Annotated in this window: 18 protein-coding genes; 1 reads left to right on the top strand and 17 read right to left on the bottom strand. The window is 56.5% G+C overall.

The genetic code is table 11. From position 1 onward, the window contains the following. Positions 1-2: 2 nt before the first annotated feature. From OGW17_RS13365 to OGW17_RS13285, 17 genes are all read right to left on the bottom strand, one after another. On the bottom strand, positions 3-881 hold the full coding sequence (locus OGW17_RS13365; RefSeq protein WP_012135485.1) for a phosphotriesterase-related protein: 879 nt from the start codon (positions 879-881) through the stop codon (positions 3-5). Then, a complete protein-coding gene (locus OGW17_RS13360) occupies positions 878-2,104 on the bottom strand; it encodes a phosphopentomutase (RefSeq protein ID WP_071259378.1) in 1,227 nt (408 codons plus the stop codon). The genes OGW17_RS13365 and OGW17_RS13360 overlap by 4 nt, the downstream gene beginning before the upstream one ends. Next, entirely contained in the window at positions 2,104-3,267 is a 1,164-nt protein-coding gene (locus OGW17_RS13355; RefSeq protein WP_071259375.1) for a YhfX family PLP-dependent enzyme, read from the bottom strand. The genes OGW17_RS13360 and OGW17_RS13355 overlap by 1 nt, the downstream gene beginning before the upstream one ends. Before the next feature lie 84 nt (positions 3,268-3,351). Further along, complete coding sequence (locus OGW17_RS13350; RefSeq protein ID WP_071259373.1) at positions 3,352-3,714, bottom strand: PRD domain-containing protein; 363 nt, start codon at positions 3,712-3,714, stop codon at positions 3,352-3,354. Between the two features lie 20 nt (positions 3,715-3,734). Then, entirely contained in the window at positions 3,735-4,640 is a 906-nt protein-coding gene (gene yhfZ / locus OGW17_RS13345) for a GntR family transcriptional regulator YhfZ (RefSeq protein ID WP_024131011.1), read from the bottom strand. Positions 4,641-4,876: 236 nt separating this feature from the next. Next, positions 4,877-5,881 carry a tryptophan--tRNA ligase gene (gene trpS / locus OGW17_RS13340; protein ID WP_012135491.1) on the bottom strand — a complete coding sequence of 335 codons (1,005 nt, stop codon included), beginning with the start codon at positions 5,879-5,881 and terminating at the stop codon, positions 4,877-4,879. After that, on the bottom strand, positions 5,874-6,632 hold the full coding sequence (gph, locus tag OGW17_RS13335) for a phosphoglycolate phosphatase (protein ID WP_012135492.1): 759 nt from the start codon (positions 6,630-6,632) through the stop codon (positions 5,874-5,876). Before gph ends, trpS begins: the two co-directional genes overlap by 8 nt. Next, complete coding sequence (gene rpe / locus OGW17_RS13330) at positions 6,625-7,302, bottom strand: ribulose-phosphate 3-epimerase (RefSeq protein WP_012135493.1); 678 nt, start codon at positions 7,300-7,302, stop codon at positions 6,625-6,627. The genes gph and rpe overlap by 8 nt, the downstream gene beginning before the upstream one ends. Positions 7,303-7,319: 17 nt before the next feature. After that, entirely contained in the window at positions 7,320-8,156 is an 837-nt protein-coding gene (gene dam, locus OGW17_RS13325) for an adenine-specific DNA-methyltransferase (protein WP_012135494.1), read from the bottom strand. A gap of 72 nt (positions 8,157-8,228) precedes the next feature. Beyond that, the gene (gene damX, locus OGW17_RS13320; RefSeq protein WP_071259371.1) at positions 8,229-9,521 is read right to left on the bottom strand and encodes a cell division protein DamX; all 1,293 of its coding nucleotides are present in this window, start codon (positions 9,519-9,521) and stop codon (positions 8,229-8,231) included. Positions 9,522-9,617: 96 nt separating this feature from the next. After that, positions 9,618-10,706 carry a 3-dehydroquinate synthase gene (gene aroB / locus OGW17_RS13315; RefSeq protein ID WP_047460717.1) on the bottom strand — a complete coding sequence of 363 codons (1,089 nt, stop codon included), beginning with the start codon at positions 10,704-10,706 and terminating at the stop codon, positions 9,618-9,620. A 58-nt stretch (positions 10,707-10,764) separates the two neighbouring features. Beyond that, entirely contained in the window at positions 10,765-11,286 is a 522-nt protein-coding gene (gene aroK, locus OGW17_RS13310; RefSeq protein WP_012135498.1) for a shikimate kinase AroK, read from the bottom strand. Between the two features lie 308 nt (positions 11,287-11,594). Continuing rightward, positions 11,595-12,833, bottom strand: coding sequence for a DNA uptake porin HofQ (gene hofQ, locus OGW17_RS13305; RefSeq protein WP_047460714.1), 1,239 nt, complete (start codon positions 12,831-12,833; stop codon positions 11,595-11,597). Continuing rightward, positions 12,745-13,146: a DUF2531 family protein gene (locus OGW17_RS13300; protein WP_012135501.1), complete on the bottom strand. Its 402-nt coding sequence runs from the start codon at positions 13,144-13,146 to the stop codon at positions 12,745-12,747. The genes hofQ and OGW17_RS13300 overlap by 89 nt, the downstream gene beginning before the upstream one ends. Further along, on the bottom strand, positions 13,139-13,609 hold the full coding sequence (locus OGW17_RS13295; protein ID WP_071259369.1) for a HofO family protein: 471 nt from the start codon (positions 13,607-13,609) through the stop codon (positions 13,139-13,141). The genes OGW17_RS13300 and OGW17_RS13295 overlap by 8 nt, the downstream gene beginning before the upstream one ends. Next, complete coding sequence (locus OGW17_RS13290) at positions 13,593-14,132, bottom strand: PilN domain-containing protein (protein ID WP_071259367.1); 540 nt, start codon at positions 14,130-14,132, stop codon at positions 13,593-13,595. The genes OGW17_RS13295 and OGW17_RS13290 overlap by 17 nt, the downstream gene beginning before the upstream one ends. Then, the gene (locus OGW17_RS13285) at positions 14,132-14,911 is read right to left on the bottom strand and encodes a type IV pilus biogenesis protein PilM (RefSeq protein ID WP_071259365.1); all 780 of its coding nucleotides are present in this window, start codon (positions 14,909-14,911) and stop codon (positions 14,132-14,134) included. The genes OGW17_RS13290 and OGW17_RS13285 overlap by 1 nt, the downstream gene beginning before the upstream one ends. A gap of 120 nt (positions 14,912-15,031) precedes the next feature. Between OGW17_RS13285 and mrcA the strand changes: the two genes are divergently transcribed. Then, on the top strand, positions 15,032-17,584 hold the full coding sequence (mrcA, locus tag OGW17_RS13280; protein WP_047460696.1) for a peptidoglycan glycosyltransferase/peptidoglycan DD-transpeptidase MrcA: 2,553 nt from the start codon (positions 15,032-15,034) through the stop codon (positions 17,582-17,584). Positions 17,585-17,599: the final 15 nt, after the last annotated feature.

Below are 17,599 nucleotides of genomic sequence, written 5' to 3'. Positions count from 1 at the left end.
CCTTATTGGAAAAATTGTGAGGGGTTATCACGCAACATCGTGTCCACATCGGCCTGACTGAATCCTGACTGGCGCAGCTGTGGGATAAAGGTGGTTAACAGGTAGTCGTAGCCATTGCCGCCATTGGCTTTTAGATGGGAGCGGCGGGTAATATCCATCGAAAGCATCACGCGGTTGAGCAAACCACGCTGGCGCAGCGCATTCAGCATGTCGATGCGCTTTTCATCCGGGTAGTAGTTGTTTTTGCCGATGGTGTCGAACTGCACGTACGCGCCGAGATCGATCATCTGCAAAATGCCGTCGAGGTTATCTTTCAGATCGCAATGACCAATCACCACGCGGGAGAGATCGACGCCCTGCGCCTGCAACAAGGCCAGTTGCTCCAGCCCCATCGTACTGAACGAGGTATGGGTGGAAATGGGGCGTCCGGTTTCATTGTGGGCGCGCGCAGCGGCGATAAACACCTTCTCTTCCAGCGGTGTAATCACCCCTTCACTGGAGCCGATTTCCGCAATAATTCCGGCTTTCAGCGTCGTGTTATCAATACCGATGACGATCTCATCGATCATCTCCTGCGCAAGCTGTTCCACGCTGCGGGTCGCGACATGCTCAGGGAAAAATGCGTCCTGGTAGTAACCCGTGCAGGCCACCACGTTTATCCCGCTATCCCGCATCAAATCGAGCATGAATTGCGGGTTGCGCCCCATATAGCGGTTAGTCATTTCAATGATGTTGCGCACGCCCAACGCCCGCAGATCTTTCATCTCCTGACAAATGAGATCGTACTGATCTAACCGGCAGTCGAGGTTATTTTTGAACCCGGAGAGATCGATGTGCAGATGCTCATGGGCCCAGGTGTAGCCTGACGTATCAAAATTCATACGGCGTCTCCTGTGAGCTGTAATGACGAAAAGAAAGAGGTGCCGTTTTGTGGCGCGGGCGCGCCAAAGAACTCACAGACCGTCGCGCCCACATCCGACAGCGTGGTGCGAAGGCCCAACTGAACAGGCTTCAGCCCCTGCCGGTAGACCAGAATCGGCACTCTTTCACGGGTATGGTGACTGTGACCTATCGTCGGATCGTTGCCGTGGTCGGCCATCACCAGCAGACAATCATCGGGTGTCATCTCGCTTGTCAGCCGCGCAAGATTACGGTCAACCACCTGCAAACGTTCCGCATAACGTGCGACATCCTGGGCGTGTCCCGCCAGATCGGTTTCCTGGATGTTGGTGCAGATAAACGCGTGCCGGGCGGCACTGAATTCATCGCGCGTGATATCCATGATGCGCTGGCTGTCCACCAGGTTTTGCCAGCTACGTCCGTGAGGATTCGCCACGATATCCGCCACTTTGCCGATCAGCACGGTCGGCACGCCAACCTCATGCAGTTTTTGCGGCACCTGAACCCGCTCATCCACGCCATAGCCCATATGAACAACCTGAAAACCGCTCTCATATGCGCCGGATCGCGGCGCATTGATGCCAATAAAACGCCCCTCTTTCGCTTCTGCGACGTCCAGAATCCGCTGGCTGTCGTGAAGCGTGCCGCCGAATGCAATGACGCGCCCCACCTGCGCGTGTTCACGCACAATGCGGCCAATCTTCAGCACCTCGTCAAAGGCGATGGCGGAAAGGTTGGCGGTAATGTTGTAAACCTGCCCTAAATCCGCTTCGAGGTTATCGCCTATCGCCACCGACTCATTGACCCACAGGAACGCCAGTTCGCCGCCACGTCGCTCTACCTGCCAGCCCGCCGCCTTCAGCGCCAGCTCAACGCGATCAATCACCTCGCTAAACGGCATACGCAGCGGCGCCTGCGGACGCGTGCCTAAAATCTCCTGATGCCCCATGAAGGTATCCCCTCCTTCATGCTGCAATTCCGCGATCCCCCACACTGCCGACGCCGAGGGAGCCATAACGCCTGGCGCATAGCCCAGCGCGTTAATCAGCCCCAGCTTCTCCAGCGTCGGCAGATGTAGCTGCGGGAGCTGACGCAGAATATGTCCGCAGGTATTCGCCCCGACATCCTGCGGACGAACCTCCGCCACATCCTTCATTGCGCCGACGCCGAAGCTATCAATCACCAGCACCACAAAACGAGCCATTACGCCTCCAGTACGTTTCCGAGACTGTCATAACGGGCGACGATTTCCGCCGCGCCGCGCTGAATGCCAGACACCAGCACCACATCACTGCGCGTCACAAAAATTTGGGTACGAAAACAGAGCACCACGGCGCTGCTCACCGGAAACGTCCCTGCAAGCGGCAGGTAGTAGTCGATACTGCTGTCATCGACGGGTTCCAGCGTCGTCTTCGCGGGAACGTCGTTTTCCGGCGTAAAAACGAGCGCGTTGCGCGCATGTCCCCGGCGGTAATAGCCGCCGCCATAGCAGTAGCTGTTGCCACGAAAATGGTGCGAAATTTCACTCAGCCAGAGCATCGCAATACGTTCAGGCTGATCGCCTTGCTGATTCGACGGAATGGTGCCGGTCAGCGCATGGCCCGGTTCGGCATGGGTGACGCCATACCGCGCCAACAGCGGCAAAGACGCGCAGCTGGTTGCAGAGGGCGCATTAAGCTGCTCAATGGCAATCTCCTGTTCTTCCAGTTGCTGCCTCGCCTTGACCAGGGAATGCAGATTGGGCGTCGGCCTGGTCTCGCCTGATGCGTCATCCCACAGCAGGCAGGGGAAATGCGTTAACCCCGTGACATGGAGCCCCGGCAGACGGCGAATGTCATTCACAGCGTCATCAAGGCGCGCCAGCGGGAAGCCGCTCTCCTGCCCCGGATAAAGAAAATCCTGCTCGCCGTAAATCTTCAGCATTACCGCCTGTACGCGCCCGGCCTTCACCGCCGCCGCCGACACTTCACGCGCCTTCTCCAGCGAAAAGAGCGTAATAATGTCCGTCCCTTGCTCCACCGCTTCGTCAATCTGTCGGGAGGGGATCTGCACTAAATGCCCCTGATGCGCCACCGGCAATCCGGCGCGGCGCATGACCCTGGCTTCTTTGTAATCCACCGTGACAATTCCGGCATATCCCAGCGCCAGCAGCTTTTCCGCCAGCCAGGGATTGCGCCCAAGCTGTTTTGTCATCAGATACAGCGTGATGCCGTATTGATGAGCCGTATCAACCAGGCGCTTCCCGTTTTCCAGCACCTGATCAACATCAATCACCCAGCTGTCCGGGACGATCCTTCCCTGCTGCCAGAGTCGGATCGCGGCGGTAATCAGCGCCGGATTCTGGCGTTTCAATGCGTGTATAAACATCTTTGTGCCTCGGTTTCTAATCCCTGAATTAAATATTCATTTTTTTGAATATTTAAGGTGTGGTACGTTGATGTACGGTGTTCCTCACGACGCTTCGTGCGCCGCCATCCACAGCCCATATAGATTTGCCAACAAATAACCTTCCTCATTGGCATGAAGCGAAACCGTAAACTCCGCCAGCAGCGCCTGGTGCGCCAACAAAATCGCGGGCCAGTGGGGAGATTGCGTCAGTTCCGCCAGCAGCTCGCGATCCAGCGCGTCAATCACCTCTCCCCGACAACTGCGCATTAACGCGCTGGCCATGTGGGTTATCGCCATCGTACCCTGCTCGGTATGCACCGGCAGCTTCCACTCCTCGTCCAGTCGTCTGACGACCTGCAACATGCCACGGCAAATATCTTCGTCGATAACCCCTGCGTCACACAGCAGGCTGAGTCTGTTTTCCATTTACAATGCCTTTGATTAACTTAGTAACTGGGTTCCTGTTCACCGCTGACCACACGTTGCTGATGGGCGAGCAGCGCCTGTTTGTCCACCACGGCGCGCAGCAGTTGCTGCATCGGGTAATCATCCGACCGGGTCAGCACCACGGCTTCGGTAGCCTGCAAGAATCGGGGATCGCGGGTGAGCGGCGTCGCTTCTAACCCCAGCAATGCCAGCTCCGCTTCCGCCACCACATTCCAGATCACCGCATCCACATCGCCTTTCACAATGCGCTGAAGACTTTCGTGATAAGAGAGGTCTATCAGCTCCACATCACTTTTGCCGAAACAGGCTTCAGTCATGATTTTCTGATCTGCCGAACGGTTATCCAGCCCCACTCGCTTCACCCGGTCGGATTCGCCTTTACGGCAGATCAACTGGTGCTCGCCGACATAGGTGTGTGGCCCCAGTTCCAGCGCGATGCGCAATCCGTTTTGCGCCAGGTAGCTCTCTGCGGCCAGACGCGACACCACGGCCATGTCGTAGACGCCATTCAGCAGGCATTCAACCCGGATATCCGCCCCACGCATGTGCGCGTAATAAAATGGAATCCCTTCAAACTGCGCTTTCAGCCCGCTCGCCAGCCCTTCATACAGACGGGTGTACGGCAGCGGCATCGCGCAAACAACGTTGCTGATGTCCACATGCGACAGCAACGTTTTGTTATCCATCTCCACCAGGAAGCTGCCGTTGCGCCCACGACGCTCAATACGGATCGCCCCGGAGGACTCCAGCGTTTTTAATGCGGCCTGCGTTAACCCCACCGATGAGTGGCATTCGTTAGCCAGTTCATCTATCGTTTTCAAACGGTTACCGCATTTCTCACCAAGCAGGTAGCGGGCCAGGGTCGTCAGCACGACCCCCTCTTTTTTGATAAATGTTCGACGCATCATAAATTTTCAGTAAAGTGAATATTTATATATTCATTAAAATGAAGATATCGTGCAATGACGATGTGCGTAAACGGCGAGACGCCTCACAGTTTTTCGTCACGGGTACGCAGAGAGACAAAAAAACCGGGAAATCCCCGGTTTTTTAATGTGTGGTGTCGCATCACTGTAGGCCTCGCCGTGTTTACGCCGGGTGGCGGCGTAAACGCCTTATCCGGCCTACGGCGCGGTGCGCATTACGGCTTGGCGACAAAGCCGATCGCTTCGTAGACCGCTTTCAGCGTTTCGGAAGCACGGGCGCTGGCTTTTTCCGCCCCTTCTTTCATCACTTTCTGCAAGAAGGCTTCGTCGCTGCGGAAGCGATGATAACGCTCCTGCAACTCGGTCAGCATACCGGAAACGGCTTCAGCCACTTCACCTTTCAGATGACCATACATCTTGCCTTCGAAATGCTGCTCCAGCTCAGGGATGCTCTGGCCGGTTACGGCGGAGAGGATATCCAGCAGGTTAGACACCCCCGCTTTATTCTGGATGTCGTAGCGCACTACCGGCGGCTCGTCGGAATCCGTCACCGCACGTTTGATTTTTTTCACCACCGATTTCGGGTCTTCCAGCAGGCCGATGACGTTGTTACGGTTATCGTCCGACTTGGACATCTTTTTGGTCGGTTCCAGCAGTGACATCACGCGCGCGCCGGATTTTGGAATAAACGGCTCAGGAACGTTAAAGATATCGCCATACAGCGCGTTAAAACGCTGCGCGATGTCGCGGCTCAATTCCAGATGCTGTTTCTGATCTTCACCCACCGGCACCTGATTCGTTTGATACAGCAAAATGTCTGCCGCCATCAGAACCGGGTAATCAAACAGACCGGCGTTGATGTTCTCGGCATAGCGCGCGGATTTGTCTTTGAACTGGGTCATCCGGCTCAGTTCGCCGAAATAGGTGTAGCAGTTCAGCGCCCAGCCCAGCTGCGCGTGCTCCGGCACATGGGACTGAACAAAGATGGTGCTTTTCTCAGGATCGATACCACACGCCAGGTAGAGCGCCAGCGTATCCAGCGTCGCCTTACGCAGCTGCTGTGCATCCTGACGCACGGTGATCGCATGCTGGTCAACGATGCAGTAAATGCAATGATAGTCATCCTGCATGTTCACCCACTGACGCAGCGCACCCATATAGTTGCCAATGGTCAATTCACCTGAGGGCTGTGCGCCACTAAAAACGATGGGCTTAGTCATTTTTCGATTCCTGATTTTCGCTATGCGGAAGCCCGAGAGCGGGCAGAAGGTCATTAATAGTGTCGTAAATCACATCCGGCTGGCTAAGAGCGATTGATTCGCCATAGTTGTAGCCGTACGTGAGGCCGACCGACGGGCAGCCAGCCGCTTTTGCAGCCTGAATGTCGTTACGCGAATCGCCCACGAAGAGCATCTGTTCAGGCGCGACGCCCATCCGCTTTGCCACCAGCAGCAGCGGATCGGGATGCGGCTTTTTGTTCTGCACATCGTCGCCGCCAATAACCACGCTAAAGTATTTGGCGATATCCAGCGCTTCAAGCAGCGGCGCCACAAACGGCGTCGGCTTATTGGTCACCAGTCCAAGCGGCAGCCCTTTGGCATGCAGCGCGCCCAGCGTATCGGCTACGTGCGGGAACAGGAACGTCCCTTCTTCCGCCACATCGCCATAGTAGCGGTCGAACAGCTTACGCAAAATACGCACCTGCTCCTCGGCGGGGATCTCATCATCAACAGGCGGTTTGCCCATTGTTTTACGTAACGTAGCGCGTTCCTGTCGAGCCCAGGCGAGCGCACGCTCCATCAATACATCCGCGCCGTTACCAATCCAGGTAATTACGCGATCTTCGCCAGCGGTAGGCAGTTCCAGCGCGTATAACGCCATATCTACCGCAGCGGCTAATCCCGGCGCGCTGTCAACCAGCGTGCCGTCGAGGTCAAAGGCGACACCCCGAATATCCTGCAATTTATCCATGACTTACCTTTGCCAGTTCACTGCGCATTTCATCAATGACTTTTTTGTAGTCTGGTTGGTCGAAAATCGCGGAGCCTGCCACAAACATGTCTGCGCCCGCCGCGGCGATTTCGCCGATGTTGTTCACCTTGACGCCGCCGTCCACTTCCAGGCGAATGTCATAACCTGACTCATCAATACGACGGCGCACTTCACGCAGCTTTTCCAGCGTGTGCGGAATAAAAGACTGGCCGCCAAAACCCGGGTTGACGGACATCAGCAGGATCACATCCAGCTTATCCATCACGTAATCCAGATAACTCAGCGGCGTAGCCGGGTTAAACACCAGACCCGCTTTACAGCCGTTTTCTTTAATCAGCTGCAAGGTACGATCGACATGCTCGGAGGCTTCGGGATGAAACGTAATGATGCTGGCGCCCGCTGCGGCGAAATCCGGCACGATGCGGTCAACCGGCTTCACCATCAAATGCACGTCGATGGGGGCGGTAATACCGTATTTGCGCAGGGATTTCAGCACCATCGGGCCGATGGTCAGGTTCGGCACATAGTGGTTGTCCATGACGTCAAAATGCACGACATCCGCACCAGCAGCCAGCACTTTCGCGGTGTCCTCACCCAGGCGGGCAAAATCAGCCGACAGAATTGAGGGGGCAATCAAATACTGTTTCATCCGCTTCTCCTTGAGAATTATTTTTTCGCAGGCGTTACGACTCCTGGTTGGTACAGAGCCAGCAGTTCGTCCACCTTTTTACGTGTGCCGCCATTGCTGCTTATACTGCGACGCACTTTGACCTGAAAATGTTTCGCCGCTTTGTACCACTCGCGGGTATCGGGCGTGTCATGGTTCGAAATTAACACCGGGATCCGCTTGCTGACCAGCTTTTCTGCCATCTCCGCCAGGCGCGCCTGCTCTTTTGGGCTGAAGCTATTGGTATGATAAGCGGTGAAATTCGCCGTCGCAGAAAGCGGTGCGTAAGGCGGATCGCAATAGACCACAGAATTGCTATCAGCACGATCCATACACTCTTCATACGAAAGGCAATGAAACTCTGCATTCTGCGCTTTTTTGGCAAAATGGTACAACTCCGTCTCCGGGAAGTAGGGCTTTTTGTAACGGCCAAACGGCACGTTAAACTCCCCACGCAAGTTATAGCGGCACAGGCCATTGTAACCATAGCGGTTCAGGTATAAGAACAGGACCGCGCGACGGAACGGCTCCCGGCTCGTATTGAACTCTTCACGGAGTTGATAGTAAACCTCGGCCTGATTCGTCTCAGGCGTAAACAGCTCGCGGGAAGCCCGCACATACTCTTCAGTACGCGACTTCACGATGTTATAGAGGCTGATAAGGTCACTATTAATATCGGCAAGAATATAACGAGAAAAGTCGGTGTTAAGAAACACCGACCCGGCCCCCACAAAGGGTTCAACCAGACATTCACCTTTCGGTAAATGCCGTTTGATGTCATCAAGCAGGGGGTATTTCCCCCCTGCCCACTTCAGAAAAGCGCGATTCTTTTTCATGCTGACTAACTAATTACACCTTCTCCGGCTGTGGAGAAAGCTCCGACAGCATCCTGCGCTTTAACATGACTATTACTTCAGATCGGCCTGCACCTGATGCAACGGTTTTGCCCACGGGTTTTTCGCCTGCACATCGGCTGGCAACGTAGACACCGCACGTTTGGCATCATCTTTAGACGCATACACACCCGTTACCAGAACATACCACGGCTGACCGTTACGCGTCGTCTGATACACCACATAGTTTTTCAGGTTTTCTTTCTTCGCCCAACCGTTCAGGTTGTCGTAGTTAGAAGAACTGCTGAGTTGCAGGGTGTAATGGCTGGAAGGCGCAGACTTCAGCGAACCCACGTTACCTGTGCTTTTCGTACCAGCCGCACTGCCGGCTGCCGCTGTGGTTTGCGCTGGCGCTGCGGTTTGTGCAGGCGCAGTGCTGGCGGTGGCTTTCGGCGCGGTCGTTGCCGCTGGCGCGGAGGTTGCTGGCGCTTTCGTCGTCGCGACCGGCGCGGCAGGTTCGCTACGTTTCGGCTGCGTGGTCGGCTTCGGTTCCGCTGGCGTCGCTTTCGCGGTGGTCTGCGGTTTCTTCGGCTCAATCACAACCTGCTTACGTTCCGGGCGCGTAGTGGTCTGACGCTCGCCCGATTGCGTCGTCGCCGTCTGACGCGGCGCATTGCCGTTGCGGATTGGCGCAACGGTGGCAGGTTCCGTCGGCAGCGTGGAGTTCGCCACCACATTGTTAACCTGTTCCTGGCCCTGCGGCTGAGTCAGCGCATTGTTCAGATCGCCCTGAACTTCCACACGCTGCTGGCCTTCAGTCGCGGCAGGCGCCTGACCCTGCGTTGGCGTTGAGGCGATCGGCGGCAGAGAAACATCCTGCTGCGTGTTTCCGGCGGTCTGTTCAGCGTCTGGCGCAGGCTGCGTGGCGCTCGCCTGATCGGTCGCGTTATTGCCGGAAAGATCGATGTTCTTCTCGGCAGACGCCATTTGATCGCTGGAAGAGGAGGGTGAAGGGGCTTTCAGCGCGGAGCCAATACCGATGATCAACAGCAGCAACACCAGAACGCCGACACCCATCATGATGTACTGACGGGAAGCGGGTTTGCTGGCGGCTTTCTTACGTTTGCGGGGACGACGCTCTACGCGCTCTTCATCCACTGCATCATCGGATTCATAATCGTCTTCGCTGTACTGCTCTTCCTCACGCGCCTTTCGCGCACGCCCTGGACGACGATCGTCCGTATCCAGGTCGACGTCATCGAAATTGATCTGTGGATCATTATCGCGTTCAGAAGATTGACGAGTACGACCAGTACGACGATCGCTGGGATCGGGTTTCAGCTCGTCTTCTGGTTTGAATTCATCCATTTAACACCCCACTCAAAGGTTAATGCTTACGACGTTGCAGTTAACCTGAATTTAAATGACCAATACCGTGCAGTATCAGTCCGACCTTTCTTGTTGTTACGCCTGCTGACAGTCAGCAATAGCGCTGAGAACGATTTCGTGCGGCACTCCGCCGCGTACTTCACTTTTCCCTATCGCCAGCGGGAGCACTAAGCGCATCTCGCCCGCCAGGACTTTCTTATCGCGCAGCATGTGTGGCAAATACGCCTGAGCAGACATCTCACGCGGCCCGTGAACAGGCAGACCTGCGCGCTGGAGCAGCGTAATAATGCGTTGCGTATCCGCAGCGCTAAACTGACCGAGACGCTCTGACGTGCGCGCCGCCATCACCATACCAGCGGCGACGGCTTCACCGTGTAACCAATTGCCATAACCCATTTCAGCTTCAATGGCATGACCAAAGGTATGTCCCAGATTCAGTAAAGCACGTAAGCCCGTTTCGCGCTCGTCTGCTGCGACAACTTCGGCTTTCAGCTCACAACAACGGCGGATACAGTACGCCATTGCCGGACCTTCCAGACGTAATAACGCGTCCAGATTGTCCTCAAGCCAGGTGAAAAATTCACCGTCAAGAATGATGCCGTATTTGATCACTTCCGCCAGACCCGATGCCAGCTCACGCGCAGGAAGCGTTTTCAGACAGTCGAGATCCACCACCACAGAAGCAGGCTGGTAGAACGCGCCGATCATGTTCTTGCCGAGGGGATGGTTTACAGCGGTTTTCCCGCCTACGGAGGAGTCGACCTGCGACAGCAATGTCGTCGGGACCTGGATAAAGCGCACGCCACGCTGATAGCTGGCGGCGGCGAAACCGGTAAGGTCGCCAATCACGCCGCCGCCGAGGGCAACCAGCGTGGTATCGCGACCGTGCGGTTTTTGCAGTAACGCGGTGAAAACCGTATCAAGTACCGTCAGGCTTTTATACTTTTCGCCATCGGGCAGGATAACGCTATCTACGTTAACCCCCGCCTGTTCAAGTACGCTACGGATCTTATCAAGGTAAAGGGGAGCCAAGGTTTCGTTGGTCACCAACATAACCTGATCGCCCGATTTCAGCGGTAAGAATGAAGCTGGTTCGTTAAACAAACCAGCCGCGATGGTGATAGGGTAACTACGTTCCCCGAGAGTAACTGTAATCCTCTCCATGACGCGACATCCACCTTAGTTACTTGTACCCGCTTACCGAGTATGTATTAAGCCAGAATCAGTTGCTTTCCAGCATATGAATAATCTGGTTTGCCACGACCTTAGCGCTCTGATCGTCGGTACGAATGGTCACGTCGGCAATCTCTTCATACAGAGGATTGCGTTCGTTGGCCAACGCTTCCAGAACTTCACGAGGCGGAGCTTCTACCTGCAACAGCGGGCGTTTCTTGTCGCGCTGCGTACGCGCAAGTTGTTTTTCGATTGTCGTTTCAAGATACACCACGACGCCACGCGCGGAGAGACGGTTACGCGTTTCACGTGATTTTACAGAGCCACCGCCGGTTGCCAGCACAATACCCTGTTTTTCCGTCAACTCGTTGATGACTTTTTCTTCGCGATCACGGAAGCCGTCTTCACCTTCTACATCGAAGACCCAGCCCACATCAGCTCCGGTTCGTTTCTCAATCTCTTGATCAGAATCGTAAAATTCCATATTGAGTTGTTGAGCTAACTGGCGCCCAATAGTGCTTTTTCCGGCACCCATAGGCCCAACCAGAAAGATATTGCGTTTCTCTGCCATTTTTTCGGTACTACTAAGACAATTCGTTAATGATAAACCCGCGTCGCAGACACCTTGCGCAGCAGGACATGAACTGAAACCTCATAAGATATTGCGAGAGTCAGACTGAAAATTATCTCAATACTCCAACGGGTTTGGCAACTGAATAAATTACCAAGACATATTGTAGACAACCCCGGAGGCAGCGTCGCCGGATAGCGACGAGAAGAACCAACTCTCAAATCGGTACTCCTTGTATGCTAAATACACCCCCACGTCAAATCCCTGAAACGTGTTCAGTGCAAAAACAGCGCGATTTCAGGCATAAATTATTCTGCCGCAACCAGTCTGGGGGTAATGAACACCACCAGTTCGCGCCGCTCGTTTTCTTTTCCATCATGGCTGAAAAGGGAACCAAGCCAGGGGATATCGCCTAACAGCGGGACGCTATCTTTAGCGGATTTGTTCTTGCGCGAGAAGATGCCGCCCAGCGCCAGCGTTTCGCCGCTTTTAACCTCGACCTGCGTGTCGATCTCCTGCTTATCGATCGCCAGCACTTCGCCATCCGCCTGCTGTAGCACCTGACCGGGAACGTTCTGGCTGATGTGAAGTTTCAGGCGAATGCGCCCCTTCGGCAAAACGGTGGGCGTCACCTCCATCCCCAGCACCGCTTCTTTAAACTCCACGGACGTCGCCCCGCTCTCGCCGCTGGAGACCTGATACGGGATTTCGCTCCCCTGCTTAATACTGGCAGGTTGCAGGTGCGAAGCCAGCAGTCGTGGGCTGGCGATAATATCAAGTTGCTGCTTCTGCTCCAGGGCGGAAAGCTCAAGATCCAACAAACGACCGTTGATGCGCCCGATGTTAAACCCGACGCGAGACGTGGCGGCCGCGACGGACAGATCGCTGGCAAGCGACGTCACCTGCCCTGGCGACCCGGCCTGTTGCGCGTCCGCCAGCGTCCACTTTACCCCCAGCTCACGCAGGCTTTTTTCATTTATGGTGACGATATGCGCCGCCAGTTCAACCTGCTCAACGGGGAGATCCATTTGCGCCGCCCACGTTTCCAGCGCCGCCAGCGCGGCGTTGTTATCCCGAAGCAATAACCGGTTGGTGCGCTTATCTACCGTCATACTGCCTTTGGCGCTCAGCAGTTTTTCTCCCGCTTTTGCCAGTTCGGAGGCATCGGCGTATTGCAGAGAAATACTGCGATCCTCCAGCGGTAAGTTAGCCCGAAGCCTTGCCTGCTCGGCCTCCTGCCGCGCGGCGTTTTCGTTTTGCCAGTGAACCGAGTGAACATGCAGAATATTCCCCTCCTGGCGCAGCACCAGCCCGGCGCTTTTTATGACCGTCTGCACCGCCTGCTTCCACGGCACATCCGTCAGACTCAGCGACAGCGAACCGCTGACGTCAGGCGAGACCACCAGATTCTTCTTCTCCTGCGCGGCAAGCGCCTGCAATACCTGAACAACAGGAACATCATCCACCACCAGCGTCACGTTTTGCGCTTTCCCCGCCTGTACGGCGGGCATCACGGCGATCAACGCTGCGGCTATCCATCGCTTCATTCACTTCTCCTTGTCGTTGCCACCGCCACTGTGACGGTTCACAGCCTTTACCGGTCTCAAGCGTTATGCTGTCTGCCGTCAGTCGGGAAATCGTCCAGCCGTTCTCCAGCACCTGATATTGTTCGACGCGCCGCCACTTCTGCTGGCTGTCTTTGAGAATGCCAGTCAGGCGCTCTCCCTGACTCACCACGCCCTGGTAACGCCACATCGGCAGTTCAGCGATCCGGCATCGGTCCTCCGGCGGTTTGAAGGGGTCGCGCATTCCGGTCAGCATCAGCAGGCAGCTACAGACCAACAGCCAGCGCTTAGTCATCAGTCAGCCGCTCCAGCTGTAGCGTCAACAGCAGTTCCGTCTCCTGCGGAACAAGCGAAAAGCGGTTGATGCGCATGCCGCGCTCCGCCAGCCGACTGAACAGTTGCGGAACCGCCTCCCAGGTGGATGACAGCGCCAGCTCGCCGCCCTGCGCGGAAGGCTGCCAGTGAAGAAGGCGTACCGGAGAGCGCTGAAAATCCAGAGGGGAAAAAGGCACGCGCTTGCTGGCCGACGCTAAACGAGACATATCCATTGATGCGGCGATCTGGCGCAGGCTTCGCCACTGCCGGTCGATAGCCGCCCGCTGTTGCGCCAGCGCCGTTCGTTGCCGCTCCTGTTGCTGCGCACCCGAAGAAAACGCACATAAACACGCCAGTAATCCCAGCCCCAGGCTCCAGCCTAACCAGCAGAAGAGGCGGGTTCGCGGCAATAACCCGCACCAGAGATCAAAAAGCGCGACCATCTGCGAGGCTCCTTTTTAACGGGTAATGAAATTGCCAGCGTCCCTGCGCATCCTGCTGCGTTGCCCCACTCCCGGCTAACGGGAAATCAGGATGACGACGCAGCGCGGTTTCCAGCGTGTTTAACGCGAGAAATGTCGTCGCGTATCCCTCAAGTTCCAGCGTTCCCTGCTGCCAGGATAACCGGGTTAGCCACGCCTGCTCGGGCAACAGCGCCGCCATCCCTTCCAGCACGCTCTGCCAGCGCCGCGTCTGCTCATATTCCGTTTGCCGCTGCAACGCTTGCTGCCACGCGGTCTGCCGCTGCTGTAAGCGGGGTTGGATCGCCAGCAGCGCGGCGGCGCGCTCTTTTTCTGCGATCGGCCACTGCGCATCCGCCCGCTTTTGCGCCGTGAGCGTAACCTCATGGATGCACGCCAGCGCAATGGTCAGCAGCAGTGAACCGCTGAACATGACGCTCCAGAATCGCAGACATTCGCGCCGCCGGGACTGACGCCAGGGCAAAAAGTTGACCGGATGACTCATCAGCGCGGCGCCCCCATTGCTAATCCCAGCGCGATGGCAAAGGTATGGCCTTCCGGCGGAACGGGAGGCTGGCGAATGGCAACCGCGCACCAGGGTTCGAAGCCGCCCGCGCCGCACACCGTCAGACTTTCCGGCGCAATGGACAACGTCGCGGCAAGACTGTCGGCGCAGGCCGCCTCTTGTAGCGGTTTTCGTCCCCACGCATAGCGCGTCGCCCACAGCCACTGTTCTTCGTCACGCCAGGCCAGACACTGCTGGTGCGCCAGCAGATAAGGAATAAGGCGCTGTAATGCGCAGGCATCCGGCGTAATCGCCGTCACCTGCATTTTCAGTTTTTGCGCCAGCGTTAATAAGGTCGCTACCTCCTTGCTTTGGGCGGCGGTCACGTTAAATGCCGGAGTCAGGGTATCTTCGCGATAGTCAAAGCACAGGGCGTCGGGGGGCATATCCAGCTCACGCGCCATCGCGCCGGTCAGCCACGCCGTTTGTTCACGTTCGCGCAGCGCCATTTCCGGGCGCGGAAAATGCTTTTGCAGCGTCCGGCTGGCAGGGAAAGAGAGATAAATATGATGCCGGTGAGGAAGCGAACGACGCCACGGAAGCAGCGCATTGACGAGCTGTTCAGGCTCGCGAAGATGCCCGTCAACGAAGGTACATTCCGCCAGCGGCACCCGCCACCAGCGTTGTAAAGACCAGCCTGACGCGCCGCGAACCACGGCGACAGCCAGCGCCTCATGCTGCTGAATATGAAGGCCAATTTGCCAGAACCTGAAAGCCATTGCTTATGATCTCCTTATCAATGGTCGCTCTTACGGGTATATCAATGCGTCTGGCTTGCCTTTATACTACCGCGCGTTTGTTTATAAACTGCCCAAATGACACTAAATGGGAAATCTCCAGTGAAGTTCGTAAAGTATTTATTGATCCTTGCAGTATGTTGCATCCTGCTGGGAGCAGGCTCGATTTATGGCCTCTACCGCTATATCGAGCCGCAACTACCTGACGTCGCGACCTTAAAAGACGTGCGTTTGCAGATTCCGATGCAGGTTTACAGCGCGGATGGCGAGCTGATCGCACAGTATGGCGAAAAACGTCGTATCCCGGTCACGCTTGACCAGATGCCGCCGGAAATGGTTAAAGCCTTTATCGCTACGGAAGACAGCCGCTTTTACGAGCATCATGGCGTCGATCCGGTAGGGATCTTCCGTGCGGCCAGCGTCGCGCTGTTCTCAGGCCATGCCTCACAGGGGGCAAGTACCATCACCCAGCAGCTGGCGAGAAACTTCTTCCTGAGCCCGGAACGCACGCTGATGCGTAAAATTAAGGAAGCGTTCCTGGCAATCCGCATTGAGCAGATGCTGAGCAAAGATGAGATCCTCGAACTTTACCTGAACAAGATCTACCTCGGCTACCGTGCCTACGGCGTCGGCGCGGCGGCGCAGGTCTATTTCGGTAAGACGGTCGATCAGCTCACCCTGAGCGAAATGGCGGTGATTGCCGGTCTGCCGAAAGCCCCTTCCACATTTAACCCGCTCTACTCGATGGATCGGGCGACGGCGCGTCGTAACGTGGTGCTGTCTCGTATGTTGAGCGAAGGCTACATCACCCAGGCGCAGTACGATCAGGCGCGCGGCGAAGCGATTGACGCCAATTACCATGCGCCGGAAATCGCGTTCTCAGCGCCGTATCTGTCGGAAATGGTGCGCCAGGAAATGTACAGCCGTTATGGCGAAAGCGCCTATGAAGACGGGTATCGCATTTACACCACAATCACCCGCAAAGTACAGCAGGCGGCGCAGCAAGCCGTGCGTAACAACGTGCTGGACTACGACATGCGCCACGGCTATCGCGGCCCGTCGAACGTGCTGTGGAAAGTAGGCGAAACCGCCTGGGACAACAAAAAAATCACCGACACGCTGAAAGCCCTGCCAACCTACGGGCCGTTGCTGCCCGCCGTCATTACCGGCGCGAATCCGCAGGAAGCCACCGCGATGCTCGCTGATGGCACCTCCGTGTCGCTGCGGATGGAAGGCGTTCGCTGGGCGCGCCCTTACCGTTCGGATACCCAACAGGGCCCGACGCCGCGTAAAGTGACCGACGCCGTACAGACAGGCCAACAAATCTGGGTTCGCCAGATGGGTGATGCCTGGTGGCTGGCGCAAGTCCCGGATGTGAACTCGGCGCTGGTTTCCATCAACCCGCAAAACGGCGCGGTTCTGGCGCTGGTCGGCGGTTTTGACTTTAACCAGAGTAAATTCAACCGCGCCACGCAGGCGCTGCGTCAGGTCGGGTCGAACATCAAACCGTTCCTCTATACCGCCGCGATGGATAAAGGTCTGACGCTGGCGAGTATGCTGAACGACGTGCCGATTTCCCGCTGGGATGCTGGCGCCGGTTCCGACTGGCGGCCGAAAAACTCCCCGCCGCAGTATGCCGGGCCAATCCGCTTACGTCAGGGTCTGGGTCAGTCGAAAAACGTGGTGATGGTGCGGGCGATGCGCGCGATGGGCGTGGATTACGCCGCAGAGTATCTGCAACGCTTCGGTTTCCCGGCGCAGAACATCGTGCATACCGAATCGCTGGCGCTGGGCTCCGCGTCCTTCACCCCGATGCAGGTGGCGCGCGGTTATGCGGTAATGTCTAACGGCGGCTTCCTGGTAGACCCGTATTTCATCAGCAAGATAGAGACCGACCAGGGCGGCGTGATCTTCGAAGCGAAGCCGAAAATCGCCTGCCCGGATTGCGATATCCCGGTCATTTACGGTGATACCCAGAAATCCAACGTGCTGGAAAACAATAACGTTGAAGATGTCGCCATCTCTCAGGAGCAGCAAAACGCCACCGTGCCAATGCCAAAACTGGAGCAGGCTAACCAGGCGTTAGTGGCGCAAAGCGGAATGCAGGAATATGCTCCGCATGTGATTAACACGCCGCTGGCCTTCCTGATTAAGAGCGCGCTGAACAGCAACATCTTCGGCGAACCCGGATGGATGGGCACCGGCTGGCGCGCGGGTCGCGACCTGCAACGTCATGATATCGGCGGAAAAACCGGAACCACCAACAGCTCGAAAGATGCCTGGTTCTCCGGTTACGGCCCGGGCGTGGTGACTTCCGTGTGGATCGGCTTTGACGATCACCGTCGCGATCTGGGGCGCACTACCGCGTCCGGGGCGATCAAAGACCAGATTTCTGGTTATGAAGGCGGCGCGAAAAGTGCGCAACCCGCATGGGATGCTTACATGAAAGCCGTGCTGGAAGGGGTTCCTGAAGAGCCGCTGACGCCGCCTCCGGGCATTGTGACGATCAATATCGACAGAAGCACCGGGCAACTGGCAAACGGCGGTAACAGCCGCGCGGAATACTTTATCGAAGGCACTCAGCCAACGCAGCAGGCGGTGCATGAGGTGGGCACCACCATTATCGATAACGGTGAGACACACGAACTGTTTTGATCTTTTGCCGGATGG

Source organism: Citrobacter sp. CK181 (genome assembly GCF_030333595.1).
In the GTDB taxonomy this organism is placed as follows: domain Bacteria; phylum Pseudomonadota; class Gammaproteobacteria; order Enterobacterales; family Enterobacteriaceae; genus Citrobacter_B; species Citrobacter_B koseri.
Note: the sequence above shows the minus strand (reverse complement) of the source record. Positions and strands in the feature narration are given on the sequence as shown.

Coding starts and splice junctions, on each gene's coding strand:
- gph (WP_012135492.1), bottom strand. CDS start 6,632: ATGGATAAATTGCAGGATATTCGGGGTGTCGCCTTTGACCTCGACGGC.
- yhfZ (WP_024131011.1), bottom strand. CDS start 4,640: ATGCGTCGAACATTTATCAAAAAAGAGGGGGTCGTGCTGACGACCCTG.
- OGW17_RS13355 (WP_071259375.1), bottom strand. CDS start 3,267: ATGTTTATACACGCATTGAAACGCCAGAATCCGGCGCTGATTACCGCC.
- OGW17_RS13290 (WP_071259367.1), bottom strand. CDS start 14,132: ATGAGTCATCCGGTCAACTTTTTGCCCTGGCGTCAGTCCCGGCGGCGC.
- aroK (WP_012135498.1), bottom strand. CDS start 11,286: ATGGCAGAGAAACGCAATATCTTTCTGGTTGGGCCTATGGGTGCCGGA.
- OGW17_RS13285 (WP_071259365.1), bottom strand. CDS start 14,911: ATGGCTTTCAGGTTCTGGCAAATTGGCCTTCATATTCAGCAGCATGAG.
- trpS (WP_012135491.1), bottom strand. CDS start 5,881: ATGACTAAGCCCATCGTTTTTAGTGGCGCACAGCCCTCAGGTGAATTG.
- rpe (WP_012135493.1), bottom strand. CDS start 7,302: ATGAAACAGTATTTGATTGCCCCCTCAATTCTGTCGGCTGATTTTGCC.
- damX (WP_071259371.1), bottom strand. CDS start 9,521: ATGGATGAATTCAAACCAGAAGACGAGCTGAAACCCGATCCCAGCGAT.
- OGW17_RS13365 (WP_012135485.1), bottom strand. CDS start 881: ATGAATTTTGATACGTCAGGCTACACCTGGGCCCATGAGCATCTGCAC.
- aroB (WP_047460717.1), bottom strand. CDS start 10,706: ATGGAGAGGATTACAGTTACTCTCGGGGAACGTAGTTACCCTATCACC.
- OGW17_RS13350 (WP_071259373.1), bottom strand. CDS start 3,714: ATGGAAAACAGACTCAGCCTGCTGTGTGACGCAGGGGTTATCGACGAA.
- dam (WP_012135494.1), bottom strand. CDS start 8,156: ATGAAAAAGAATCGCGCTTTTCTGAAGTGGGCAGGGGGGAAATACCCC.
- hofQ (WP_047460714.1), bottom strand. CDS start 12,833: ATGAAGCGATGGATAGCCGCAGCGTTGATCGCCGTGATGCCCGCCGTA.
- OGW17_RS13300 (WP_012135501.1), bottom strand. CDS start 13,146: ATGACTAAGCGCTGGCTGTTGGTCTGTAGCTGCCTGCTGATGCTGACC.
- OGW17_RS13360 (WP_071259378.1), bottom strand. CDS start 2,104: ATGGCTCGTTTTGTGGTGCTGGTGATTGATAGCTTCGGCGTCGGCGCA.
- OGW17_RS13295 (WP_071259369.1), bottom strand. CDS start 13,609: ATGGTCGCGCTTTTTGATCTCTGGTGCGGGTTATTGCCGCGAACCCGC.